Annotated in this window: 22 protein-coding genes and 1 pseudogene; 6 read left to right on the forward strand and 17 right to left on the reverse strand. The window is 71.8% G+C overall.

The features are described 5' to 3' along the window. Positions 1-232 precede the first annotated feature (232 nt). The gene (locus OG472_RS03300) at positions 233-1966 is read left to right on the forward strand and encodes a SpoIIE family protein phosphatase (RefSeq protein ID WP_405827615.1); all 1734 of its coding nucleotides are present in this window, start codon (positions 233-235) and stop codon (positions 1964-1966) included. Between the two features lie 87 nt (positions 1967-2053). On the opposite strand, the gene OG472_RS03305 is transcribed toward OG472_RS03300, so the two are convergent. From OG472_RS03305 to OG472_RS03355, 11 genes are all read right to left on the reverse strand, one after another. Further along, a complete protein-coding gene (locus OG472_RS03305) occupies positions 2054-2707 on the reverse strand; it encodes a hypothetical protein (protein WP_405940859.1) in 654 nt (217 codons plus the stop codon). 228 nt (positions 2708-2935) lie between these two features. Then, a complete protein-coding gene (locus OG472_RS03310; RefSeq protein WP_405940860.1) occupies positions 2936-4048 on the reverse strand; it encodes an LLM class flavin-dependent oxidoreductase in 1113 nt (370 codons plus the stop codon). 11 nt (positions 4049-4059) lie between these two features. Then, the gene (locus OG472_RS03315; RefSeq protein ID WP_405827620.1) at positions 4060-5106 is read right to left on the reverse strand and encodes an LLM class flavin-dependent oxidoreductase; all 1047 of its coding nucleotides are present in this window, start codon (positions 5104-5106) and stop codon (positions 4060-4062) included. Continuing rightward, the gene (locus OG472_RS03320) at positions 5103-6482 is read right to left on the reverse strand and encodes an NtaA/DmoA family FMN-dependent monooxygenase (protein WP_405827622.1); all 1380 of its coding nucleotides are present in this window, start codon (positions 6480-6482) and stop codon (positions 5103-5105) included. Before OG472_RS03320 ends, OG472_RS03315 begins: the two co-directional genes overlap by 4 nt. 22 nt (positions 6483-6504) lie before the next feature. Next, a complete protein-coding gene (locus OG472_RS03325) occupies positions 6505-7749 on the reverse strand; it encodes an LLM class flavin-dependent oxidoreductase (protein ID WP_405827624.1) in 1245 nt (414 codons plus the stop codon). Positions 7750-7900: 151 nt separating this feature from the next. Then, positions 7901-8713, reverse strand: a complete 813-nt coding sequence (locus OG472_RS03330) for a GNAT family N-acetyltransferase (RefSeq protein ID WP_405827626.1) — start codon at positions 8711-8713, stop codon at positions 7901-7903. Between the two features lie 43 nt (positions 8714-8756). After that, entirely contained in the window at positions 8757-9773 is a 1017-nt protein-coding gene (locus tag OG472_RS03335) for an ABC transporter substrate-binding protein (RefSeq protein WP_405827628.1), read from the reverse strand. A gap of 59 nt (positions 9774-9832) precedes the next feature. Continuing rightward, positions 9833-10609, reverse strand: coding sequence for an amino acid ABC transporter ATP-binding protein (locus OG472_RS03340; RefSeq protein WP_401614316.1), 777 nt, complete (start codon positions 10607-10609; stop codon positions 9833-9835). Then, positions 10606-11610, reverse strand: a complete 1005-nt coding sequence (locus OG472_RS03345; protein WP_405827630.1) for an amino acid ABC transporter permease — start codon at positions 11608-11610, stop codon at positions 10606-10608. Before OG472_RS03345 ends, OG472_RS03340 begins: the two co-directional genes overlap by 4 nt. Positions 11611-11761: 151 nt before the next feature. Further along, positions 11762-12313 carry a winged helix-turn-helix domain-containing protein gene (locus OG472_RS03350; protein WP_401614312.1) on the reverse strand — a complete coding sequence of 184 codons (552 nt, stop codon included), beginning with the start codon at positions 12311-12313 and terminating at the stop codon, positions 11762-11764. A gap of 231 nt (positions 12314-12544) precedes the next feature. After that, positions 12545-12628, reverse strand: a complete 84-nt coding sequence (locus tag OG472_RS03355; protein WP_351157052.1) for a putative leader peptide — start codon at positions 12626-12628, stop codon at positions 12545-12547. 321 nt (positions 12629-12949) lie between these two features. Between OG472_RS03355 and OG472_RS03360 the strand changes: the two genes are divergently transcribed. The 4 genes from OG472_RS03360 (at position 12950) to OG472_RS03375 (ending at position 16380) form a co-directional block, all read left to right on the forward strand. After that, positions 12950-14158 carry an acyl-CoA dehydrogenase gene (locus OG472_RS03360; RefSeq protein ID WP_405827632.1) on the forward strand — a complete coding sequence of 403 codons (1209 nt, stop codon included), beginning with the start codon at positions 12950-12952 and terminating at the stop codon, positions 14156-14158. A 126-nt stretch (positions 14159-14284) separates the two neighbouring features. Further along, the gene (locus tag OG472_RS03365) at positions 14285-14743 is read left to right on the forward strand and encodes an RrF2 family transcriptional regulator (RefSeq protein ID WP_401614308.1); all 459 of its coding nucleotides are present in this window, start codon (positions 14285-14287) and stop codon (positions 14741-14743) included. Positions 14744-14886: 143 nt separating this feature from the next. Next, positions 14887-14985, forward strand: a complete 99-nt coding sequence (locus tag OG472_RS03370) for a putative leader peptide (RefSeq protein ID WP_383576203.1) — start codon at positions 14887-14889, stop codon at positions 14983-14985. 279 nt (positions 14986-15264) lie between these two features. Further along, on the forward strand, positions 15265-16380 hold the full coding sequence (locus tag OG472_RS03375; protein ID WP_405827634.1) for an ABC transporter substrate-binding protein: 1116 nt from the start codon (positions 15265-15267) through the stop codon (positions 16378-16380). A 146-nt stretch (positions 16381-16526) separates the two neighbouring features. Here the strand turns inward: OG472_RS03375 and OG472_RS03380 are convergent, their stop codons facing one another. The 3 genes from OG472_RS03380 to OG472_RS03390 all read right to left on the reverse strand — a co-directional run bounded on the left by OG472_RS03380 (position 16527) and on the right by OG472_RS03390 (position 19500). After that, a complete protein-coding gene (locus OG472_RS03380; RefSeq protein WP_401604455.1) occupies positions 16527-17279 on the reverse strand; it encodes an amino acid ABC transporter ATP-binding protein in 753 nt (250 codons plus the stop codon). A gap of 23 nt (positions 17280-17302) precedes the next feature. Further along, positions 17303-18262: an ABC transporter substrate-binding protein gene (locus OG472_RS03385; protein ID WP_401602530.1), complete on the reverse strand. Its 960-nt coding sequence runs from the start codon at positions 18260-18262 to the stop codon at positions 17303-17305. Positions 18263-18354: 92 nt separating this feature from the next. Beyond that, positions 18355-19500 carry an LLM class flavin-dependent oxidoreductase gene (locus tag OG472_RS03390; RefSeq protein WP_401602532.1) on the reverse strand — a complete coding sequence of 382 codons (1146 nt, stop codon included), beginning with the start codon at positions 19498-19500 and terminating at the stop codon, positions 18355-18357. Between the two features lie 663 nt (positions 19501-20163). Between OG472_RS03390 and OG472_RS03395 the strand changes: the two genes are divergently transcribed. After that, entirely contained in the window at positions 20164-21186 is a 1023-nt protein-coding gene (locus OG472_RS03395) for an amino acid ABC transporter permease (RefSeq protein ID WP_401602534.1), read from the forward strand. Between the two features lie 74 nt (positions 21187-21260). Here the strand turns inward: OG472_RS03395 and OG472_RS03400 are convergent, their stop codons facing one another. The 3 genes and pseudogenes from OG472_RS03400 to OG472_RS03410 all read right to left on the reverse strand — a co-directional run bounded on the left by OG472_RS03400 (position 21261) and on the right by OG472_RS03410 (position 23421). Next, complete coding sequence (locus OG472_RS03400) at positions 21261-21644, reverse strand: MerR family transcriptional regulator (protein ID WP_401602536.1); 384 nt, start codon at positions 21642-21644, stop codon at positions 21261-21263. Positions 21645-21670: 26 nt separating this feature from the next. Continuing rightward, positions 21671-22706: pseudogene (locus tag OG472_RS03405) on the reverse strand (MDR family NADP-dependent oxidoreductase). Positions 22707-22809: 103 nt separating this feature from the next. Next, positions 22810-23421, reverse strand: coding sequence for a TetR/AcrR family transcriptional regulator (locus OG472_RS03410; RefSeq protein WP_405827637.1), 612 nt, complete (start codon positions 23419-23421; stop codon positions 22810-22812). Positions 23422-23454: the final 33 nt, after the last annotated feature.

Genomic DNA, 23454 nt, shown 5'->3' on the forward strand with positions numbered 1-23454 from the left:
GGAGCGCGGCTCGAGGGGCCGGTGCCCGCCCGCGCTGCGTGGTGTGGCGTGACGGGAAGGGTGCGACCGCGGCCGACGCGAGAAGCCTAGGATGGAGTGCCCAAAGCTGCAGGTGCGGCGCACGGGCCCGGGACCCGAAGAGCGTCCGGAGCGTCTTCCGTATCCGAGCCGGACCGTCTGCGAGGCGGAAGGGCCCGCTCTGCCCACCGACCTTGTTGGAGAGGAAACCCGGTTGAATCGGTTCGCCCGGCTCGCCACGCGGCTTCTGGCGGCCCCGCAGGGGCTCGTATGGCTGGAACCGGCGGGCGAGGCCGCAGGGGCGCTCCCCGAGTACTGGCCGACCGGGACAAGACCCGCCCCGGGCGTACTGGAGTACTGCCGGCGGGTCGCGGAGAACGGGCACCCCCGGTTCCTGCCGCGGGCCGGGGACGAGGGTGCACCCTTCGCGTTCGCCGGGGTTCCCCTCGTCGGGAGTTCCGGCGAGCTCCTGGGTGTCCTCGCCGTCGTGGACCAGGACCTCCGAGCCTGGAGCGAGGACGACGTACAGGACCTGTCGGACCTGGCCGCCGCGTGCAGCGCGCAGATGCGGATGCGGATGCGCTCCGAGATCGGGCGCCAGGCCCGCGAAGCGGCGCAGGACGCGGTGGACGCGGCCGAAGGGGCGGCAACCCGCGCTCATGAGCTGCTCAACCGTTCCGAGCTGCTCCTGCGGGCATCCGAAGACCTGGCCGACACCCGCAGCCTGGACGACGTGAGCCAGCGGGTCGGAGACCTGGTCGGCAGTGAACTCAAGCCGGCCCGCGTCGACCTGGCACTGGTGCGCCAGGGGATGCTCCACCACACGATGAGTCCCGTCGGCGATGACTCGGCCCACGGCGGGGTGCCCGAGTCCCTCGGCCTCAGTTCGGACTGGCCGGTCGCACGGGCGGTGCGCGAGAACCGGATGATCGTGGTCGACCGGTCGTCGGAGGCCGACGGCGGGGGCGGCCCCTCCGGCGCCCTGGCCGGCCCTGCGTTCGGCAGTGCGCACTTCAGCACCGCCGCCTGCCTGCCCCTGCGCGGAACGCACGGCACCCTCGGGGCCCTGGTGCTGGGGTGGGACACTCCGTACGAGATCGGCGTGGACGAGCGGGCGGTACTGACCACGCTCGCCGGCTACACCGCCCAGGCGGTCGAACGCGCCCTCCACCTGGAAGAACGCGTCACCGTGGCCCGCGAGCTCCAGCGGGCCATGCTCACGGATCTCCCCGACGTACCCGGTCTGGAGCTGTCCGCCCTGTACCGGCCGGCCGCACGGGACGACATGGTCGGCGGTGACTGGTACGACGCCTATCCCCTGCCGGAGGTACCGGGCGCAGGTCCCTCGGAGGCGTTCGCCGTCACCGTCGGCGACATCACCGGACACGACATGCGGGCCGCCGCCCTCATGGGCCAGGTCCGCAGCATGCTGCGCCAGGCTGATCACGACCATCCCGGCACGGGTCCGGAGCAGGCCCTCAGCGCATTCGAGCGGGCCTGCCGGCGCCTGGACCTCCCGGCGAGCGGCACAGCCGTCCACGCCCATCTCAGCCCGGCGCCCGACGGCCACTGGAACCTGAAGTGGAGCAACGCGGGCCACCCCGCTCCGCTCCTGCTCACCGGTGACGGCGTCGTGGAGAGCCTTACGGAGCACGACGTGCTGCTGCACCACGCTCTGCCGCCCGGGCCCCGCTCCTGCGGCAGCCGTCCCCTCCCTCCGGGCAGCACCCTCCTGCTGTACACGGACGGGCTGGTCGAGGAGCGGGGCTCGGACATCGACGAGAACGTCGACCGGCTCGCCCACCTGCTCGCCACGGCTCCGCCGGGAATCCGGCTCCATGCGTTGCTGCGGTCCCTCCTGGACGCGGTCGGTCCGCGGGAGGCCGAGGACGACACCGTCCTGTTCGCGGTACGGGTCCCCCGGCTCCCTGACGATGGCCTCGGCTGATCTTCCCGTCGGCACAGCACGCAAGGTACGGCGGCGACCCACAGGGAGTACGCCTGTCAGGTGGTCCGTGGCGTGGAGGGCACGGGTTCAGTTGACGACGGGGCCGGGGTCGGGGTTGGTCCAGATGCCGTAGTCGCTGTCCTGGCGGGGGCCGGGGTCGGTGTTGCCGTCGGGGATGGTCTGGCCCCCCTCGCCCGACTTCGGAACGACACCACCGTTGGCGCCCGGGAGGCCCTCGCCCCCCTCCCCCGACTTCGGAACGACACCACCGTTGGCGCCCGGGAACGTCAGACCCCCGTCCCCCGACTTGGGGCGTTCGATCTTGCCGGGGTCGCCGCTCTTTCTGATGCTGCCGGGGTTGGAGTCGTTGATGATGGGGCCGCGGCGCGCGTCGTCGGTTCGACTCTCCATGACGACGAAGGGAGGGATGTCGACGGGCGCGGTGTTGGGGTCCTTGCCCCAGGCGAGTCCGCCATTGCGGGGATCGGGGCCAATGCTGGGCGGCTGGGTGTCGCCGCCGTTGGCGCTGTTCGAGCCGACCGGGCCGATCTTGCCCAGGTTTCCGATCTTGCCGAGTCTGTTGAGGAGGGGGTTGTCGCTGTCGGTGGTGATACCCACGGGTGATGCGGATGGGGCGGCGGTCGCGGAGGTGGCGGAGGTGGCGGTGAGGGCGATCGCTCCGGTGGTGAGGGTGGTGGCGATCAGGAGGGGGACGAGACGTCGGGTCTTGATCATGGCCATGAGGAGAGGCCTCCTATTCGAGGGGCGTCGGGGTGCGGACGAGGCGGATTGCCGTTCGGCGGCCGTCGTTCTCGTCTCCATTGCGCCCCAGCCGCGGCCCCGGGTCATGGTCCGGGATCCCGTGGCTTGACAGGCGGGCTGTGACCGCTGTGTCGGCACCCCTGCGCGTGTCGGGCTCCTGCACCCGCTCCGCGCACCCCGGCCCACTGATCCGGGTCCGCCGGCGCGTCAGCGGCGCTGCCACTCCTCGGCCAGCAGGCGGTAGGAGCGGACCCGGTCCGCGTGGTCGTGGGTGATGGTGGTGATCAGCAATTCGTCGGCCCCGGTGGCCTCCTGGAGGCGGTCCAGGTGCCCGGCGACGGTCCGCGGCGAGCCGACGAACTGGGTGTCCACCCGGTCGGCGACGAGTTCCCGATCGGCCTCCATCCAGGGCACGGCGCGTGCCTCGGCGGGCGTGGGGAAGGGGATGGCGCCCTCGGCGGTACGGATGCTGCGCACCCAGGGTGCGTAGCCGGTGGCCAGCTCGCGGGCGGTCGCGTCGTCCTCGGCGACGACGACGTCGGCGGACACCGTCAGGTACGGCCGGTCCAGCTCGGCGGAGGGCTTGAAGGCCGCCCGGTAGCCCTCGGCCGCCTCCAGCACCGATGCGGGGCTCACGTGGTAGTTGGCCGCGAACCGCAGCCCGTTGCGGCCGGCGGTCTCCGCACTGACTCCGCCGCTGCTGCCCAGGATCCACACCTGTACGTCGGCCCCCTCGCCCGGCACGGCATGCGCCTCCACGCCCTCCGGGGAGCGGTAGTCGCCCCGCAGCAGCGCGAGGACGTCGTCGATCTGCTCGGCGTAGTCCTGCGGCTGGGCACCGGGCAGGTTCAGCAGCCGCTGCTGGAGCGCGACCCGTGGATGACCCAGCAGGTGCGCGAAGGAGAACCGGGCCGGGATGCGGAGCCCGTTCGGGGTGTGTCCCTCGAACGGAGGGTCCTGCGAAGCTCCCGGCTGTGGCCGGCCCGCCGAGCGGCCCAGGCCCAGGTCGAGGCGCCCGGGGTGCAGCGCGTCGATCAGGCCGAACTCCTCGACCGTGGACAGGGCGGTACGGTGCCCGAGCTGGACGGCGCCGGAGCCGAGCCGGATGGTCGAGGTCGCGGAGGCGGTCAGTGCGAGCACGACCGCCGGGGAGGTCCCGGCGACTCCCGGATTGAGGTGGTGTTCGGCGAACCAGTAGCGGGTGTAGCCGAAGGCCTCCGTCTGCCGGGCGAGGTCGATGCTGTGCTGCAGGGCCTCGGCGGCGGTGGAGCCGGACGGGACCGGGACGAGGTCGAGGACCCCGAGGGGTATGCCGGACATGGCCGGGCTCCTTACAGGTCGGGGAAGGAAGGGTCGGGGATCGCGCGGCGCAGCTCCGGGGCGATCTGCGACTGGAAGAGTTCGAGGGAGGCCCGGTGCTCCGCGGGGGTGAGCCCGCCCGGCTCCGCCTGGAGGTGCAGGGCCGTGTGGCCGAAGGCCTCGTGGTAGCGGTGGACCTTCTCGATCACCTGCTGGGGGCTGCCGATCAGTGCCGAACTCCGCTCGACGAAGTCCTCCAGTGTCGGGAAGACGGGATCCAGACCCTGCTGCTTGTGGAAGGCGAGGTACCGGGCGAACGCCGGCCGGTACGCCGCCACCGCCTGCTGCGAGGTGGGGGCCGCGTGGTAGCCGGCCGAACCCGCGCCGACGACGGCGTGCGCCGGATCGTGCCCGTAGTGCTCCCAGCGCTCCCGGTAGTGGCGGATCAGCTCGGCGTACGGACCGATCGGGTGGGTGACGTTCGCCGAGAAGAGCGGGTCTCCGTAGCGCGCGGCGAGATCGACGGACTCCCGGCTGGTCGCGCTGCCGTGCCAGACCCGCAGGGCCGGCTGGAAGGGCCGCGGCAGCACCTCGGCGCCGGCCAGCGCGGGGCGGAAGCGCGGCTCGGCGCTCACCTTGTCCTCGCGCCAGATCCGCCGGAACAGCTCGTAGCCCTCGGCGTTGCGCTCCCACTGGTCCTCCGGGGTCACGTGGAACAGCTCGCGCTGGGCCGTGCCGTTGCCCTTGCCGATCATCAGTTCCAGCCGGCCGTCGGAGAGGTGGTCGAGCGTCGCGTAGTCCTCGTACGCACGCACAGGGTCCAGCAGGCTCAGGGTGGTCACGGCGGTGAACAGCCGGATCCGGCGGGTCAGCGCGGCGACGTGGCTGAGGATTACGGGTGGCGAGGACGACAGGAACGGCCGCTCGTGGCGCTCGCCGACCCCGAAGCCGTCGAAGCCGAGCTCCTCCGCGAGCAGCGCGGCGTCGACCACCTCGCGGAACCGCTCACGGGTGGGTGTGGGGGCGCCCGTCACCGGATCCGCGGAGTCCGTGATCAGGGTGATGGCCAGGAACTTCACGAGCCCGCCGCCTGCCGGTCGGAGGCGGCCTCCGGCACCGCGAGCCCGAGGTGGTCGCGCAGGGTGGTGCCCGCGTACTCGGTGCGGAAGACGCCCCGCTCCTGTAGCAGCGGGACCACGGTGTCGGCGAAGACGTCCAGGCCGCCCGGTGTGATGTGGGGGACCAGGATGAAGCCGTCGGCGGCGTCCGCCTGCACCAGCGTGTTGATCTGCTCGGCGACGGTGGCGGCGGAGCCGACGAAGGTCTGGTCGGCGGTGGTGGAGATGACGAGCTCGCGGATCGACAGGCTCTTGGCCTCGGCGAGCGCGCGCCACTGCCGGGCGGTGGCGAGCGGGTCGCGGAACTCCCGGACGCTCGCGCGCCCCAGGGCGATGGTGTTCTCCCCGACCTCCGGGTCGACCTCGGGCAGCGGGCCGTCCGGGTCGTAGCCCGACAGGTCCCGGTTCCAGACGTGCTCCAGGAACTTGATCGCGGTCTGTCCGCTGACCTGGAGGCGGCGCACCTCGTGGGCCGCCTCGCGGGCCTCGGCGTCGGTGTCGCCGAGGACGAACGTGGCCGCGGGCAGGATCTTCAACTCGTCGTGGCTGCGCCCGTACGCGGCCAGCCGGCCCTTGACGTCGGCGTAGAACTCCCGGCCCGCGTCGAGGGTGCCGTAGCGGCCGAAGATCGCGTCGGCGCTGGAGGCGGCGAACTCGCGGCCCTCGTCGGAGTCACCCGCCTGGAAGATCACCGGCCGGCCCTGCGGGCTGCGCGGCACGTTGAAGTGGCCTTCGATGTCGAAATGCTGCCCGCGGTGGGCGAAGGCCCCGGCCCGCGCGTCCCGCAGGAAGGTGCCCGAGCCGGCGTCGGCGAGGATTTCGGAGCCGTCCCACGAGTCGAACAGCTCGGTCGCGGTGACCAGGAACTCCTTGGCCCGGCTGTAGCGCTCCTCGCGCGGCAGGAACCCGCCGCGCCGGAAGTTCTCGCCGGTGAAGGCGTCCCAGGAGGTGACCACGTTCCAGGCGGCCCGGCCCTCGGACAGGTGGTCGAGCGAGGCGAACTGGCGGGCCACCTCGTAGGGCTCGTTGAAGGTGGAATTGATCGTGCCGGTCAGGCCCAGGCGCTCGGTGACCGCCGCCAGGGCGGCGAGCACCGTGAAGGTGTCGGGACGGCCGACCACGTCCAAGTCGTATATTTTCCCGCCCTGTTCGCGCAGTCTCAGCCCCTCGGCGAGGAAGAGGAAGTCGAACTTGGCGCGTTCGGCGGTCCGCGCGAAGTGGACGAACGAGTCGAAGTCGATGTGGCTCCCGGCAGCCGGGTCGCTCCACACGGTGGTGTTGTTGACGCCGGGGAAGTGGGCTGCGAGATGGATCTGCTTGAGCGGTTTGCTGCTCATGACGGGGCCTTCCGGTCCGGGATCAGGCGGCGGGGTGGGCGGCATAGCGGCCGGCCGGGCGCTCCAGGCCCAGCAGGCCGCGCAGGGTGTCCGCCTCGTACGCGCGGCGGAAGACCCCGCGCCGCTGGAGCTCCGGCACCAGCCCCCGGGTGATCGCGGGCAGGTCGTGGGCGTGCGTGCCCGGACGCAGGCGGAAGCCCGACAGCCCGGCCGTCCGCCAGTCCTGGAGCAGGTCCGCCAGTTGCGCGGAGGTCCCGGTGAAGACCGCCGTGTCACTGCCGTACGGGGTGCCCGCGAGGGCGTCCAGGCGTTCCCTGCGCGCGTCGGCGGCCGGGGCGTCCTCGTCCAGGAACACGGTGAGGTCCGCGAAGAGGTGCAGAGGCTGCGCCGCGAGCCCGGCGGATGCCCGGGCCTGCCGGATCTCCGTGACCGCAGCGCGGGCCCCGTCGGCGTCGGGTACGTCGACGTACCCGACGTCCGCGGACCGGGCGATGAGGCCGTGCGCGGCGCTGCCGTCGCCCTGCGCGCCGGCAGTGCTCGCCGCGGTGGCCGCCGTGATGAGCGGTTGCCCCTGCGGCGGGCGGGGGGTGATCGACGGCCCCCTGACGCTGAAGTGACGGCCCTCGAAGTCGATGTAGTGCAGCTTGTCGCGGTCGACGAACCGGCCGGTGGCCACGTCCCGGATCTCGGCGTCGTCGTCCCAGCTGTCCCACAGCCGCCGGATCACTTCGATGTGGTCGGCGGCCTCCTCGTAGGAGTCCGCTTCGGGGAGCGGGACCGGCCGGCGTCCGAAGTGCCGGCCTTCGTGGGCGAGTTGTGACACCTGGATCCGCAGGCCCGCACGCCCACGGCTGACGTGGTCCAGGGTGGCGATCGCCTTGGACATGTGGAAGGGCTCGGTGTGGGTGGCGGTCACCGTCGGGACCAGTCCGATGTGCCGTGTCAGCGGGGCGACTCGGGCGGCGGTGAGTACCGCGTCCAGCCGCCCGCGGACCTGGTCCGTGCGTCCGTCGGGCCCGTCCGCCGAGGACGACTGCAGGGCGAGGGAGTCCTCGAAGGTGACGAAGTCGAGCAGCCCGGCTTCGGCCTCGGCCACGGCATCGGCCCAGTAGCGGGCCGTGAAGAGTTCACCGGGCCGGGCGCCCTGCTCGCGCCAGGCGGCAGGGTGCCGGCCCGCGCCGTCGAGCGCGACGGCGAGGTGCAGCGGTGCGGAAGGTGCTGGTGTGAATGCCGGTGTGAATGCGGATGCGGGCGGGGAGGAGGACACGTCGAATTACGCCTTCCTGATCGGCCGGGCGAAAAGGAGGCCGATGCGCGTCGCGAATATGAGGGCGTACGAGAGGGCGGGGAAGAGGCCCGTCACCCATTTCCTTCCGAAACGCTATGCCTCATAGCGGTGCCATACAATGACTTGAATATTAAGAGAAGTTGGCAGGGGTGTTGCCGGGCGCGCGGACCGCTGTGAAGGACGGGCGGCGGCGCAGGGTGAAGCCGATCGACTCGTACAGGCGGATCGCCGTCGTGTTGCTCGCGGCGGTATGGAGGAACGGGACGTCGCCGCGCTCCCGGATGCCCGCGGCGACGGCGCGGACCAGCCGCGTCGCCAGCCCCGAGCCCCGGTGGTCGGGATGGGTGCACACCGCGCTGATCTCGGTCCAGCCGGGTGGCCGCAGCCGCTCTCCGGCCATCGCGATCAGCCGGCCCCGGTGCCGGACGCCGAGGTACGTGCCCAGCTCCACGGTGCGGGGCAGGAACGGACCGGGCTTCGTGAGCTCGATGAGACCGAGGATCTCGGGTACGTCACGGGGGCCGAGCCTGACCGCCTCCGGGGCGGGCTCGGCGCGCAGCGAGGTGTCGACCAGCTGGACGCCGGGGACCGAGCCGACCGTCTCCCAGCCGTCGGGCGGGCTCAGCACGCCGGCGAGCGCGGCGATCCCGCCGTCGCCGACCAGCCTGCGCAGGTCCGCCCAGGAATCAGGGTCGGCCGGGTCGGCGAGGGCGGCGAACGGCGAGACGTCCGACGGGTAGCGGGCGGCGCGGGAGGAGAAGCCGGCGCGGGAAGGGGCCGGCCGCTCGGCGAAGGCGGCGTGCGCGCCGGACAACGAGGCCCAGGCGGGGTTGTCGAGGACGTGCGGGGACGCCACGGCGCCCGGGCGCGTACGGGTACTCGTGCTCGTGCTCGCACTGGTGCTCGGACTCGTACGCCTGCTGGGACCTGCGTTCGTGCTCATGGGGCGGGCTCTCCGTCCGTGGCGCGGCCCGGGGGCCGGGGATTCAGGAGTTGGTCACCGGCAGGCCCAGCGGGTCGACCTCGGAGGTGGTGACGGCCTCGTTGGAGAGGTTCCAGGCGGCGAGGAGCTCCGCGTACTGGCCGTTCTTGATCAGATGGTTGATCGCCTCGGCGACCGGCTTGGCGAGCCCGCTGTCCTTCTTCGCGGTCGCGGCGATCAGGCCCTGGAGCGACTCGCCGGCGCCGGAGAAGGAGCCCGCGTTGCGGGTGGGGGCGCTGCCGCTCGACGTCTGCGTGATGTGGTAGGCGATGGACGGGTTCGGGCCGAAGCTGAGGTCGATCTTCTTGCCGCTGAGGGCCAGGTAGGTGCTGTTGACGTCGGGGAAGTACTTGACGGTGATGTCCTTGCCCTCGGCCTGGAGCTTCTTCTGCCACTCCAGCAGGATCTTCTCCTGGTTGGTGCCCGAGCTGACCGCGACCGTCTTTCCCGCGAGGTTGCGGTAGTCGCCGCCGTAGTTCCAGGGGTTGTCCTTCAGCGTCTCGAAGGCCAGGTTGTCCTGCCGGTAGGAGGCGAACTCGTACTTCTTCTTGCGCTCCTCCGTGACCGTGACGTTCGTGAAGGCCACGTCCACCTTGCCGCTGTCGATGCCGACGAAGAGGTTCTCCCAGGTGGAGTTCTTCACCACCGGCTTCAGCCCGAGCGTCGCGGCCACCAGCCGGCCGAGGTCCGGCTCCGCCCCGGTCAGGGTCTTCTGGTCGGTGCCGACGTACGCGAGCGGCGGGTAGCCGGCGGGCAGCGCGCCGACCCCGATGACGAGTTCGCCGCGCTCGCGGACTTCGGCGGGCAGCTGGGCGCGCAGGGACTCGACCACCGGGACGGACAGCTCGGCCGGCTGGGCTGCGCCGTTGGACACCCCGCCGACGGTGACCTTGCCGGAGCCCGGTCCGGTGGCCTCGGCGTCACCGCCGCACGCGGTGAGACCGGAGGCGAGCGCGACGGTGGCGGTGGCGGCGCCGAGGCCGCGGACGAGTCTGGTGCGCAGGGAGCGTGGGCGTTGCATGGTGTTCCTTTTCGGGTCGGGAAGGGCGGTGGGGCCAGGTGGGGTGGGGCGCGGCGGAGTCAGAGCACCTTGCTCAGGAACTCCCGCGTGCGGGCATGGGCGGGCCGGTCCAGCACCTGCTCGGGCGGGCCCTGTTCGACGATGCGGCCGCCGTCGAGGAAGACGATCTCGTCGGCGACCTCGCGGGCGAAGCCGATCTCGTGCGTGACGATGACCAGCGTCGTGCCGCCGGTGGCCAGGTCCTTGATCACGGAGAGCACCTCGCCGACGAGTTCGGGGTCGAGGGCAGAGGTGGGTTCGTCGAAGAGGATGACTCCGGGCCGCAGCGCGAGGGCGCGGGCGATGGCCACGCGCTGCTGCTGCCCGCCGGAGAGCTGCCGCGGATAAGCGCCGGTCCGGTCGCCGAGCCCGACGCGCTCCAGGAGTTCGCGCGCCAGGGCACGGGCCCGCGGCCGCGGCAGCCTGCCGGTGGCCACTGGGGCCGCGGCGACGTTGTCCAGCACGGTCAGGTGCGGGAAGAGGTTGAAGTTCTGGAAGACGAAGCCGATCCGGCCGCGCTGGGCGAGGATCGCCCGCTCGCTCAGCTCCTTCAGCCGCCCGCCCTGCCGCTGTACGCCGATCAGCTCGCCGCCCACGCTGACGTAGCCGGCCTCGGGCTTCTCGAGGTGGTTGATGACCCGCAGCAGGGTGGACTTGCCGGAGCCGGAGCGGCCCAGGACCGCGGTGACCGTGCCCGGCCTCAGCGTCAGGCTCACCCCGTCCAGGACCTGCCGGCCGCCGTACCACTTGTGCACGTCGTGGACCTCGATCGCGGCGGCCCGCGTGCTGGTGGTCATCGCGCCGTCTCCTTCCGGAAGCGGTCCCGGAGATCGCGCAGGCCCGTTCGGGCCCGCTGCAGGGGGGTGGGCGGTACGGTCCGCAGCGCACCGCGCGCGTAGTACCGCTCGACGTAGAACTGGACGACCGAAAGGACGCTGGTGAGGACCACGTACCAGAAGGTGGCCACCAGCAGCAGCGGCACGACGTCGCCGGAGTAGGTGCTGCCGAGGCTCTGCACCGTGCCGAACAGGTCGAGCAGCGATACGTAGAAGACCAGCGAGGTGGCCTTGACCAGCCCGATCAACTGGTTGACGTAGGCGGGGACGATGGAGCGCAGCGCCTGGGGGAAGACGATCCGGGCGAACTGGTACCGCTTGGGCAGTCCCAGCGCGGCCGCCGCCTCGTGCTGGCCCTGGTCGACGGAGAGCACGCCGGCCCGTACCACCTCGGCCGCGTACGCCGCTTCGCTCAGGCTCAGTCCCACGACCGCCACGACGATGTCGGTGGCCAGCCGCGACTCGTCGAAGGTGAAGAAGGCGGGCCCGAAGGGCACCCCGATGCTCAGGGTGGGGTAGAGGGCGCTGAGGTTGTAGAGGAAGAGCAGGACCACGATCAGCGGCACCGAGCGCAGCAGCCAGATGTACGTCCAGCTCACCGACCGGAGTACGGGGTTCGCGGAAAGCCTGCCCAGGGCGAGCAGGATGCCGCCCGCGAGGCCCAGGACCGCGCTGTACGCGGCCACCTGGAGGGTGATGAGCAGGCCCTCCAGGATGGCCGGCCGGACGAACCAGTACGCGAACCGGTCCCATTGGTAGAAGGGATTGGTGAACAGCCCGTGGGCTGCCTGGGAGGCCAGCACCAGCACGACGGCGGTGGCGATCCACCGCCCGGGCCGGCGGAGCGGGAGGACCCGCTCGGCCGGCGCCGGCGGTACCGGGGGCGCGGTGAGGACAAGCGACTCGGTCAAGGACACTCCAGCAGCATTCGATAAGTCGAAGAATCGAAAAGCAGCCGTCATGCCGGAAAGAAGAGGCCGCTGATGTCATTTTCTGCGGCGTAAGCTAGGCAGCCCGGATAAGGACTGTCAACGGTCCTGATATCGATATCGGGGGAAGCGCGCGGCAATTTCATCGGCCGTACACACAACGCCTTCCGATGAAATATTCCGGCTACTGGTGGTCGGGAACGTACTTGTAGCCGACGCGGCGCACGGTGGAGATGCGGCCCCGGTGGGCGGGACCGAGCTTGCGGCGCAGCCGGGCCACGTGGACGTCGACCGTACGGCCGTCGCCGAAGTGCCCGTAGCCCCAGATGCCCGAGATCAGGGCATCACGCGTGTGCACCGTGTAGGGATGGGTCACGAGGTGGTCCAGGAGGTCGAACTCCAGGTAGGTGAGCTCCAGTTCGCGCCCGTCGACTTCGACCAGCCGGCGTGCGCGGTCGACCCGGATGGCATCGCCGTGCCGGACGGGGCTGGGGCGGGAGGCCGGCTCCGGCTCGGGGGCCGGAGGCGTCCCGGGCTCGAGGGGGCGGATCTCCGGGCGTATGCCGTGCGCCGTCATCACCGCCACCGGGTCGACGTTCGCCGGCAGGAACACGAGGTAGGCGACGCGGCCGCCGTCGGTCCCGTTGCCGGGGACGACGGGCGGACGGTCCCCGACCAGCTGGAGGCGCGGGGCCGGGGGACGGCGGATGGCGGGTGCGGGAATTGCGGTGGTCATGATGAGCCCCTTCGGCTGCTCGGAGTCAGGTACGGATGCCGGGTGTTCGGCCACGACGGGGCATGGGTCTCCGCGACGGCTTCCGGATGCGACCGGGAGAACCGGCGCGTCGCACGCAGGACGGACCCGTACGGCTCAAAGGAGCGGGGTCACGGAGGAAGCGCGACGCACAGCGGGAAGCGGCAGCCGGAACACCGGCGCGCGGCGGGGAAACGCCCTGGCGAAGAAGCCCTAAACAGGTCGGCAGACCGCGCTGGCGACGCGACGGAAGTCAACGTGCCTGCGGCGTACGAGCAACGGCTGCGACGGGGACATGGCCACATCGTGAGGTGCGCGATGGGCACGCGTCAATACTTCCCTACTGATTGCATAGGAAATATGTCCACAGAGGGCCGCTGACCTGCAGCGTCTTTCATCTCGAGATGGATCCGTCCATCATTCGGTCATGGCCTTGCCGGGAAGGCCGCTTCCGGCAAGTATCCCTATCAATCCGATGGGAAAGGTGGGGATTCGATCGCCACCACCGGCTGACGCCACCCAACAACCTTCCGGAGTAGCCGACATGACCACCGCCGTCCCCCATGGCACCGCTGTCCACCCAGCCCCCGCACCACGCAGCGGCGCCCGGGCCTGCCGGTGACGCCCGCGCCGACGACACCGGGCACCGCCGGCCGCCGCCCCGTGGACGAGCAGCGCCGCACGCTCCTGCGTACCGCCCGCGACGTGGCGGAGGACCTCGCCGCGGACGCCATCGTCCGCGACCAGGCGGCCAAGCCTCCGACCGACGAGACGGCCCGGCTGCGCGAGGCGGGCCTGCCGGCGGCCCTCACCCCGCCCGGGCCGGGCCGCGGGGCGGACTGGCGTACCGGATGCGCCGTCATACGGGAGATCGCCGCGGCGGACAGCTCTGTCGGCGACGTACTCGCCCGCCACTACGTGCACGCGTGGAGCGGACGCTTCTACGGGAGTCACCAGCAGGCGGCCGCCCTCGAAGAGGAGTCGGTGCGCGAACGGTGGCTGTGGACCGGAGCGGTCCGCACGCCCTGGCCCGACGACGACGCCGATGGACCGGACCTCACCCTGAGGCGGCACGCCACCGGCTACGTGCTGAGCGGGCGCCGGGCCGTGGACACGGCGGTGGCCACGGCCGACCAGATCGTGGTCGACGCCGTCTACGCCGCGAACGGTGACGTCCTGGTCGTACGGATCCCACCCGGCGCACGGGGCGTGACCGTCGAACCGGCCCACGACCGCCTCGGGCAGCGCGTCGCCGGCGCGGGCGATGTCGTCCTCGACCGGGTCACCATCACGCCCGAGCAGGTGCTGGGCCGCCGGCCGCACGACGAGGAGTCGACCGCACCCTTCACCGCGCTCGCGGAGCCGGCGCTGCGGCTCGCCCTGTGCCACGTCGGCCTCGGCATCGCCGAGGGCGCCCTCACCGAAGCGCGCGACCTCAGCAGGGGCGGCCGCGCACACCGGCTGCCCGGCGAGGACCCGGACCTCTTCCTGACGTACGGGGAACTCGCCTCCGCCGCCCAGACGGCCACCGCCGTGGTCGACCGGGCGACGGACGTGATGGCGCAGGCCCTCGAAACCGGCCCGCACCTCGACGCGGAGGGAGCCGCGGGCGTCGCCGCGCTGGTCGCCACGGCCGAGGCCGTGACGTCGAAGGCCGCCCTGCGCATCACCGCCCGGGTGCTGGAACTCGCCGACGCGCCCGGCCTGGACCGGTTCTGGCGCAACGCCCGGGTCCTGACGGCCCACCGCCCGGTCGCGCACCGCCTGCGCTCCATCGGCGAGCACTACCTCAACGGCTCCCACCGCGCGGTGGCGGCCTTCCGCTGACAAAGGGCGCAGCTCGGGTCGCGGGCCCGCGACCCGAGCCCCCGGCTGCCGGGTACGCGCACCTTCCCGGCAGCCGGCCGCCACCTGCGGCGGACACCGGCCCCGGCCATGCCAGATAATATCCACATGCGGATCTCAGCCAGGGCGGACTATGCGGTACGTGCCGCGCTGCAGCTTGCCGCGTCGCAGGACGACGGGCCGGTGAAGGCGGAGGCCATCGCCGACGCCCAGGACATCCCGCACAAGTTCCTCGAGGGCATCCTGAACGACATGCGCCGGGGCGGTCTCGTGCTCAGCCAGCGAGGCGGCAACGGCGGCTACCGGCTGGCCAAGCCCGCCCGGTCCATCAGCATCGCGGATGTGATCCGCGTCGTGGACGGACCGCTCGTCTCGGTGCGCGGGGTCCGCCCGCCGGACCTGTCCTACACCGGCCCCGCCCAGGCGCTGCTCCCCCTGTGGATCGCACTGCGGGCCAATGTGCGCGAGATCCTCGACGGCGTGACCCTCGCCGACGTCGCGTCCTCCGACCTGCCCGCTGACGTGTCGGCACTGGCCGACCCCCCCGGCGCCTGGACCAATCCCTGATCTGCGCCCCCACCCCCACCTGCTGTTTCTCGTATGTCGAGATTTCGGTGTCCACCATGCGGTCAGGCTCTTGGGGCGCGTCTCCGCCTCTGCCAATATGCCTACCAACCAGGTGGGAAAACTAGGAATCCAGGGAGGTGGCCGTGCGAACACTGCACCACGCAGGCCGGATGCTGCCTCTGACCTCCCGCCGGCACATCGACCTGGTCCGTACGTCCAGCGCCATCTGTCAGGCCGGCTGACACCCTTCGCCGGGCCTGGCTCCCCGCACAGGTCACCACGGGGCGCTGCCCCGCTCCGTTCCCGTCGGCCGGGCGGGCCCCCCGGCCGACCCGACCGATCGCGTGCCTTCGAGCGCGGGCGTCCGATGTCCGTCCCCCGGCCTGCGACAGCGACACCACCACGGCCACGGCCACGGCCACCGATGGCCGGGAGTCGCTTCCGTGTGTGCCGATGGCTTCGCGTCGCCCCGACTCCGTCCCCGTATCTCCTCGAACACCATCCCGTGAAAGGACACCTCCGTGTCTGCCGCAAGACCGCTCACCGCCCTGCGCGCCATCGCCGTCACCGCAACCCTTCCCCTCCTGCTCACCGCCTGCGGCTACGGTTCCGCGGCGAAGAAGGACGAGGGCGACAAGGCCGCCAACGTCGCGGCCACCGACGGCAAGAAGCTGTCGGCCTCCGAGGTCCGCATCGGCTACTTCCCGAACCTGACGCACGCCACCGCGCTGGTCGGCCTGCAGGAGGGCCTGATCGAGAAGGAACTGAACGGCACCAAGATCAAGCCGCAGTCCTTCAACGCCGGCCCGTCCGAGATCGAAGCCCTCAACGGCGGCTCTCTCGACATCGGCTTCATCGGCCCCTCCCCCTCGATCAACGGCTACGTCAAGTCCAAGGGCTCCAACCTGCGGATCATCTCCGGCTCCGCCTCGGGCGGCGTGAAGCTGGTCGTGAACCCGGACAAGATCAAGACCCTGGACGACCTCAAGGGCAAGAAGATCGCCACCCCGCAGAAGGGGAACACGCAGGACGTCGCCTTCCTCAACTGGATCTCCGAGAAGGGCTGGAAGGTCGACCCCGAGTCCGGCAAGGGCGACGTCTCCGTCGTCCGCACCGACAACAAGGTCACCCCCGACGCCTTCAAGCAGGGCTCGATCGACGGCGCCTGGGTCCCGGAGCCCACGGCCTCCAAGCTCGTCTCCGACGGCGGCAGCGTCCTCCTCGACGAGACCTCCCTGTGGCCCGACAAGAAGTTCGTGATCACGAACATCATCGTGTCCCAGAAGTTCCTCAAGGAGCACCCCGACGTCGTCGAGGCCGTACTGCGCGGCACGGTGAAGACCAACGACTGGATCCACGCCAACCAGGACAAGGCGAAGGCCTCCGCCAACGCCAGGCTCGAGGCGGAGGGCGGCAAGCCGCTCGACGCGAAGGTCATCGACCCGGCATGGCCGAGCTTCACGGTCACGGACGACCCGCTGGCCTCCACGCTGAAGACCCAGTCGGACTGGGCGGTCAAGGCCAAGCTCATCGAGCAGCCCGACCTCGCCGGCATCTACGACCTGACGCTCCTGAACAAGGTGCTGAAGGCCGCCGGCAAGCCCGAGGTCTCCGACGCCGGTCTCGGCGCCAAGTAAGCTGGCCGGCCTCCCGGTTCCCGGGAGGCCGAACCCGGTCGCGGGCCTCGACGAGCCGTCCGCGAGGTCCGCCGAGACCCCCGGCGGCCGTCCGGCCCCGATGTTGCGGGAGCACACCCTCTTCCCGTGACGAGCCACGCCCACGGTCAGAGGACCTTGGAGAGGAAGGCGCGGGTGCGGGCCTGCCGCGGGTCGTCCAGGACGGCCGCGGGCGGCCCCTGTTCGACGACGGCTCCGGCGTCCATGAACACGACGGTGTCGGCGACCTCGCGGGCGAAGCCGATCTCGTGCGTCACGACGATCATGGTGGTTCCGGCGCGGGCGAGGTCCTTGATGACGTCGAGGACCTCGCCGACCAGCTCCGGGTCGAGCGCCGACGTCGGCTCGTCGAAGAGCAGTACCTTGGGTTCTAGGGCGAGCGCGCGGGCGATGGCCACGCGCTGCTGCTGCCCGCCGGACAACTGAAGCGGATAGGCGTCGGCCTTGTCGGAGAGGCCGACGCGGTCCAGCAGCCGGCGGGCCGTCCCCTCCGCCTCCCCCCTTGGGCGGTCCAGCACGGAGACCGGTGCCTCGACCAGGTTGTCCAGCACGGTGAGGTGCGGGAAGAGGTTGAAGTTCTGAAAGACGAACCCGATGCGGGTGCGCTGCCTCAGAACCTCCCTCTCCTTCAACTCGTACAGCTTGCCACGGGAGTTGCGGTAACCGATGAGATCGCCGTCGACGCTGATCCAGCCGCGGTCGACCTTCTCCAGATGGTTGATGGTGCGCAGGAGCGTGGACTTCCCCGAGCCGGAGGGGCCGAGGATCACGGTGACTTCGCCGGCGCGGACCAACAGGTCGACGCCGCGCAGCACCTCCAACGGCCCGAAGCTCTTGTGAACGCCGCGCACGTCGACCATGACGTCGCTCACGGGCTCGCCCCTCACGTGTGCTCGGCCGGATTGATCTGCGACGTGTCGATCGCCGAGGCGGTGGTGCCCCACTTCTGCAGGATCCTCGCGTAAGTGCCGTTCTTGATCAGCTCGTTGACGGCGGCCTGGAGGGCGGGAGCAAGCGGGGAGCCCTTCTTGAAGGCGAAGCCGACGTCGAGGCGGTGGTACTCGCCGAGGAAGGCGGTCTGCGCGGCGGGCTGTGCGGCCTGGTGGCGCAGGCCGTTGATCGTCGACATGACGACGTCGATCCGGCCCTGCTGCAGGGCGGTGGTGACGGCCCCGGTCTCGGAGAAGACCTTCACCTCGTAGGGCTTCTTGCCGGCCGCGGCGCAGACACCGCGCTGGGCGGTGAGGGTCTTCTCGAACGTCGTGCCCGCGCCGGTACCGATGGTCAGTCCGCACAGCTGGGTGAGGTCGGAGACCTGCGTGGTCAGGGTGGTGCTGCCCGTCTTGACCGCGAACCCCTGCCCGTCGTTGATGTAGGTGACGAAGTCGATGGTCTTCAGGCGTTCGGTGGTGACACCGAAGTTGCCCGTGCCGAAGTCGTACTTGCCGCTGCCGAGAGCGGGCAGGATCGTCTCGAAGGAGGCGTCCTGGCGCTCCAGCTTCACGCCGAGGACCTTGGCCACCGCGTCGGCGATGTCGATGTCCTGGCCGGCGGGCGGCTTGTCCTGCCCGTTCGGGTAGTACGCCGCGGGAGGGGACCCGACGGAGCTGCCGACCCGCAGGGTGCCCGCCTTGCGGACGTCGGCGGGCAGCAGGGCGGCGATCGAGTCCACGGTCTGTACGCCGGCGACGGGGTCGTCGGCCGGTGCGGAGGACACCTGCGCGCCCGCCACGGCCGGGGTTCCGCCACCGGAGCCGCAGGCGGTCAGCACCAGGAAGGGCAGGAGGGCGAGGGCGGCGGCGGTGTGCAGGCGGTTGCGGATCCCGTTCCCGGGGAGGTTCACAGCGGGAAGGCCTTTCCGTTGCGGGGCGTGGCGGAATGTGGGGCGGAATGTGGGCGGGCCGGAATGTGGGCGGAGCGTGCGTGCGGCGGAGGTCACCCGCGAGCCGGCGTGAGGGCCTGGTGGGTGTCGAGTGCCGCGCGCTCCGCGTCACGCTTCGCGACCTCCTCACGGACGAGCGGGATCACGTGCCGGCCGAAGTCGACGGCGTCGCCCAGCAGGTCGTAGCCGCGGGCCGAGAGGACGTCGACGCCGAGGTCGTGGTAGTCCAGCAGTGCCTGCGCGACCGTCTCCGGGGTGCCGACCAGCGCGTTGGAGTTGCCCGCGCCGCCGGTGGCGGCGGCGGTCGGGGTCCACAGCGCCCTGTCGTAGCGCTCCCCCGCCTCGGCTATGGCGATCAGCCGCTGTGAACCGGTGTTCTGGGGCCCCGCGGTCTCCAGGACGCCGTTGCGGTGGTGTCGTACGAGGCCCGCCTTCCGCCGCTGCTTGATGGCGCCGACCGTGCGGTGGGCCTTCTCCCAGGCCAGTTCCTCGGTCGGGGCGATGATCGGGCGGAACGCGACCTGGATGCGGGGCACGTCGGTGCGGCCCGCGGCCTTCGCGGCGGCCTTGACGGCCTCGATCTGCTCGGCGGTCTTCGCGAGCGGCTCGCCCCACAGGCAGTAGATGTCGGCCTCCGCGCCGCCGGCGGCGTACGCGGCGGGTGAGGAACCGCCGAACGAGACGTCGGGACGCGGCTGCTGGACCGGGAAGACGTCGCTGACGAAGTCATGGAAGCGGTAGTGCTCGCCCTCGTGGTCGAAGGGCTCGCGGGTGGTCCAGATCTTCTTGACGATCCGGATGTACTCGCGGGTGCGGGCGTAGCGCTCGTCCTTGGTGAGGATGTCGCCCTCGCGGCCCTGCTCGTGGTCGTTGCCGCCGGTGATGAAGTGGACGGTCAGGCGGCCCTCGCTGATCTGGTCCAGGGTGGCGAAGGTCTTGGCGGCGTAGGTGGGGTAGGAGACGTTGGGCCGGTGGGCGAGCAGGATCTGCAGGTGGTCCAGCCTGCTCGCGATGTACGCGGCCGCCGGCGCGGGGTCCGGGGATCCGGAGCCGTAGGCGAACAGCACACGGTCCCAGCCGTGGTCCTCGTGCGCCCGGGCGAGCCGGAGCGTGTACTCCTTGTCGAAGGCGGCGCCGGATCGCGCGGTGGTTTCGGAGCCGTCGTTGGTCGCGGCGATGCCGAGGAACTCCACGGGCATGGGGTGGCCTTTCGGAAGGGGCGATGGATCGTGCACGCGGGCATGGCGGAACAGCCCGTGCTGCAGCGAAGAATGATGGAACGTCACATCCACACATGCGGGGCGGTGCTGGCGTGACGACGCGGGGCGTCGGGAGGATCGGGGCGGCGGCAGCGCACGCCCGGGCCCGCGGCAGCGCGCTCTCGTACGGCTCGCTGCCCGCGCCCGGTGGTGGTGCGAAGGGGGATCTCGGCCCGCGACGGGGTCACCGAGGGAGGGAAGGGCCGATCAGACAGCCCGCTGCCGCGTCAGGCGCAACACGCCGCGGACCACACCCGACCGAAGTCGATGTAGTCGCGCGAGACCAAGCGCTGATGGGCATTCATGCGACTAATTGAGCAGTACATGCTGCTCTTCGTCAAGCAACGGCCCGGATGGCGGACGGCCTCGGCCGGCCGGGCCTCGCGTGGTTGACACAGCCGGGCCGTTGGCACATACGATCGACGGCGGAGCGGCTCCGCCCACACGGAAGCCCCTCCGCCCGCGTTGAGGGACGCGGGGAGCGTGACGACTCGAGTACCCCTTCCCGGCAGCACCGTGTCCGCACGGAGCCCGTGCCGTGCTTTCGCGCGCCGTGCCGCCGGATGGTCCACGCCCACGCCCCCTCCCCTGGAGAGCCTCCCCATGGCCACCCCTCCCGATATCTCCGACGTCTCCGACACCATCGCCGCTCGCGCCGGGGCGGCCGGCCCCCTGGCGAAACGCTCGGGGGCGCACGGCACTTCCGGGGACGAGCTGCCGCCGATCGTGCCGCGCCGGCGCATCGGCCGCCGGCTGTCCGCTGCCGCCGCGCTGCTGGTCTTCGCGATGGTGCTGGCTTCCGTCGTGCGCAACGAAGCCTTCCAGTGGGACGTGGTGGGAAGGTACTTCACCACCGCTGCCGTGCTCGACGGGCTGCTGCTCACCCTGTGGCTGACCGGCGCGGTGATGGTGCTCGGCTTCCTGTTCGGGACGGTGCTGGCGGTGATGCGGCTCTCCGCGAATCCGGTTCTACGGACTCTGAGTTGGGGCTACGTGTGGATATTCCGGTCCACGCCACTGCTGGTGCAGCTGCTGTTCTGGTTCAACATCGGCGCCCTTTACCCGACGCTCGGCCTCGGCATCCCGTACGGCCCCCAGCTCTTCACCGTCAAGACGGTGAACCTGCTCGGCCCGACCCTCACGGCCGTCATCGGCCTGACCCTGCACGAGTCCGCGTACGCCGCCGAGGTGGTGCGCGGCGGCATCCTCTCCGTGGATCCCGGCCAGACCGAGGCCGCGCAGGCGCTGGGGCTGAGCAGGCGCCGGACCCTGCGCCGGATCGTCGTCCCGCAGGCGATGCGGTCGATCGTGCCGACCGCAGGGAACATGCTGATCGGCACGCTCAAGGGCACCAGCATCGTCAGCGTGCTGGCGGTACACGACCTGCTCTACTCGGTGCAGCTGGTCTACAACCAGAACTACCAGGTCATCCCGCTGCTGATGGTCGCCACCCTCTGGTACGTCGCCGTCACGACCGTACTGAGCGGGGGCCAGTACTACGTCGAGCGGTACTACGCGCGCGGCACTTCCCGCGGCCTGCCACCCACGCCGCCGCAGCGGCTGCGCGTCCGGCTCACCGCCCTCCGCGCCCGGCTGCACACCCTGACCGCACCCGCCGGGCGGTAGACCGGCCACCGTCGGGGGCCGCCCGGTCGCCGCGGCCGGCCCGCCAGTCGGAGGCACGCCGCGGCCGGCACGGATCAGGGCGCCGGCCGGGCGCGCCGGGCCAACTCGTCGCGGCGCCGGGTCAGTCGGGCGATCTCGGCGTCCAGGGCGGCGATGCGCCGGTCGACGACCGGCGCGAGGCCGCTGCCGCCGCTCCCGTCCTCGTCGACCGAACCACAGGCGGGTGCCGGGTCCCGGGTCAGCAGCGGCAGCCGGTCCGCGCGGGTGCGCAGATCCTCGATGGTGAGGCCGAGGGAGAGCAGCTCACGGATCATCCGGACCAGCGCCACGTCGGTGTCCGCGTACCGGCGCTGGCCGGACGGGGTACGGGCGACGGGGGGCAACAGGCCGCGCTCCTCGTACAGGCGCAGCGCCCGCGCCGTGGTTCCCGCGGCCGCCGCCGCGTCACCGATCCGCACTCCTCCGCACCCCGCTCGGTCCTCGCCTACAACCGTACGACCACCGCCCCGAAATGGCGGCCGGTGATCAGTTCGGGCAACGCGGTGCGGGCCCGCTGCATTCCCTCGATCTCCGTGTATGGGAAGCTGATCTGACCCGAGCGCAGCCAGTCGCCGAAGCGGCGGGTCCACTCGTCCTGTACGCCGGGATGGTCGGCCCCGGCGTATCCGCTCAAGGTGATCCCGCGCACCACCAGGCCGAAGGTGTCGATCTCGGCGGGCGACCTCCCTCCGGCCGCGGCGGGGGACATCTGTCCGGCCAGCGCACCGACCAGGGCCACACGGGCTCCGGGGCGGGCGGCGTCCAGCGCGGCGGTCAGCTGGTCCCCGCCGACGGTGTCCAGGACGACGTCCGGCCCGTCGGGGGCCGCGGCCCCCAACTGCTCGGCGAACGGCGGCTGTCCGGGGCCGGCCACCAGGACCCGGTCGTAGCCCAGCTGCCGTACGAGCCGGTCGGCCTTGTGGGCAGAGCGGGTGGTGCCGATGACCGTCGCGGCGCCCAGCAGGCGGGCGATCTGCCCGGCCAGGGTGCCGACCGCACCGGCCGCCCCCGTGATGAGGACGGTGTCGCCGGGGCGGACCCGGGCCAGCCGGGTCAGCGCTCCGTACGGGGCCGCCCCCTGGGCCAGGTGTGCGACCGGTGTGGGCAGGGCGCCGCCTGCGGGGACCGCGTCGGCGGCGGGCACCAGCGCGTGGTCGCGCCATCCGGCCAGGTGCACGACGGTGTCCCCGGGGCTTCAGCGGCCCGCCACCCGGCGCGGCGACGACCTCGCCGACGGCGGGGCCGAAGAGGGCGTCCCCGGCGGCCAGGGACGGCAGCGGAAGACCCCGGGTCCGGCCGCCGATGAGCGTGCGCAGGCCGGGGAAGACCAGGAAGTACCGGTTGCGCACCAGCACTTGGCCGGGACCGGGTGCGGCCAGCGAGGTCCGGGACAGGGTGAAGTGCCGGGGTTCGGGAAGGCCTTCGGGTACCGAAGCGAGCCGGATCTCCAGGGCGGTGCCGGGCAGGGCTGTGGTCGTCATACGGGCCTCCAGGATCGGCGCCGGGCGGGGTCCGGAGACGCTAACCCCTGACCCGCTGGTGAGGGTCAAGTGCGTTGGTCCGCCCTGTACCGGTGCGGCAGCGTCACCGTTCGTCGGCAGGTCCTCGTCGGGTGCGGGTCTCGAGGATCCCGGCGGTGAACTCGGCCAGCTGCTCCCGCAGTTCCTCGCGGGGCACGCCCTTGTCGCCGGCCAGGTAGGCGACGAGGTCGGCCCGGGTGGCGGCGAGCAGGGCGTGTGCGGTGAACCCGGTGTCGGCCGGGCCCGGGATCTGTTCCAGCAGGTCCCGGAGCAGGGTGTGCCACCGCTCGTAGTGTGCGGTCCGGTAGGGGCTGTCCGCGCCGGTTCCCTCGAGGGCCAGGGCGAGGTGGCGGTTGTCGAGTTTGAAGCACAGGACGGCGTCCAGCAGGGCGGGCACGCGCTGGAGCGGCGGGGTGGCGGGCCCCAGCGGTGCCGGACCGTCCTCGACGGCGTTCCTGACCGGTTCGAGCCGTGCCTCGTACAGCGCGCCGATCAGCCCGGTGCGGTCGCCGAAAGCGCGGAAGAGCGTTCCCTTGCCGACGCCGGCCGCTGCCGCGATGTCGGCCATCGTCACGTCCTCGGGGCTCCGGCAGTGGGCGAAGAGGGTGTCGGCGGCGGCGAAGACGGCGGCCCGGTTACGGGCTGCGTCCTTGCGCGGGCTGCGCTGTTCGGTCATCGAGATCCTCCGGTTGCGATGCGGACCGGCGGT

Origin of the sequence: Streptomyces sp. NBC_00207 (genome assembly GCF_045160965.1) — a bacterium.
Lineage (GTDB): Bacteria > Actinomycetota > Actinomycetes > Streptomycetales > Streptomycetaceae > Streptomyces.

Coding starts and splice junctions, on each gene's coding strand:
- OG472_RS03305 (WP_405940859.1), bottom strand. CDS start 2,707: ATGGCCATGATCAAGACCCGACGTCTCGTCCCCCTCCTGATCGCCACC.
- OG472_RS03395 (WP_401602534.1), top strand. CDS start 20,164: ATGGCCACCCCTCCCGATATCTCCGACGTCTCCGACACCATCGCCGCT.
- OG472_RS03390 (WP_401602532.1), bottom strand. CDS start 19,500: ATGCCCGTGGAGTTCCTCGGCATCGCCGCGACCAACGACGGCTCCGAA.
- OG472_RS03350 (WP_401614312.1), bottom strand. CDS start 12,313: ATGACCACCGCAATTCCCGCACCCGCCATCCGCCGTCCCCCGGCCCCG.
- OG472_RS03345 (WP_405827630.1), bottom strand. CDS start 11,610: ATGACGGCTGCTTTTCGATTCTTCGACTTATCGAATGCTGCTGGAGTG.
- OG472_RS03380 (WP_401604455.1), bottom strand. CDS start 17,279: ATGGTCGACGTGCGCGGCGTTCACAAGAGCTTCGGGCCGTTGGAGGTG.
- OG472_RS03340 (WP_401614316.1), bottom strand. CDS start 10,609: ATGACCACCAGCACGCGGGCCGCCGCGATCGAGGTCCACGACGTGCAC.
- OG472_RS03355 (WP_351157052.1), bottom strand. CDS start 12,628: ATGTCCCCGTCGCAGCCGTTGCTCGTACGCCGCAGGCACGTTGACTTC.
- OG472_RS03335 (WP_405827628.1), bottom strand. CDS start 9,773: ATGCAACGCCCACGCTCCCTGCGCACCAGACTCGTCCGCGGCCTCGGC.
- OG472_RS03410 (WP_405827637.1), bottom strand. CDS start 23,421: ATGACCGAACAGCGCAGCCCGCGCAAGGACGCAGCCCGTAACCGGGCC.
- OG472_RS03330 (WP_405827626.1), bottom strand. CDS start 8,713: ATGAGCACGAACGCAGGTCCCAGCAGGCGTACGAGTCCGAGCACCAGT.
- OG472_RS03320 (WP_405827622.1), bottom strand. CDS start 6,482: ATGAGCAGCAAACCGCTCAAGCAGATCCATCTCGCAGCCCACTTCCCC.
- OG472_RS03365 (WP_401614308.1), top strand. CDS start 14,285: ATGCGGATCTCAGCCAGGGCGGACTATGCGGTACGTGCCGCGCTGCAG.
- OG472_RS03310 (WP_405940860.1), bottom strand. CDS start 4,048: ATGTCCGGCATACCCCTCGGGGTCCTCGACCTCGTCCCGGTCCCGTCC.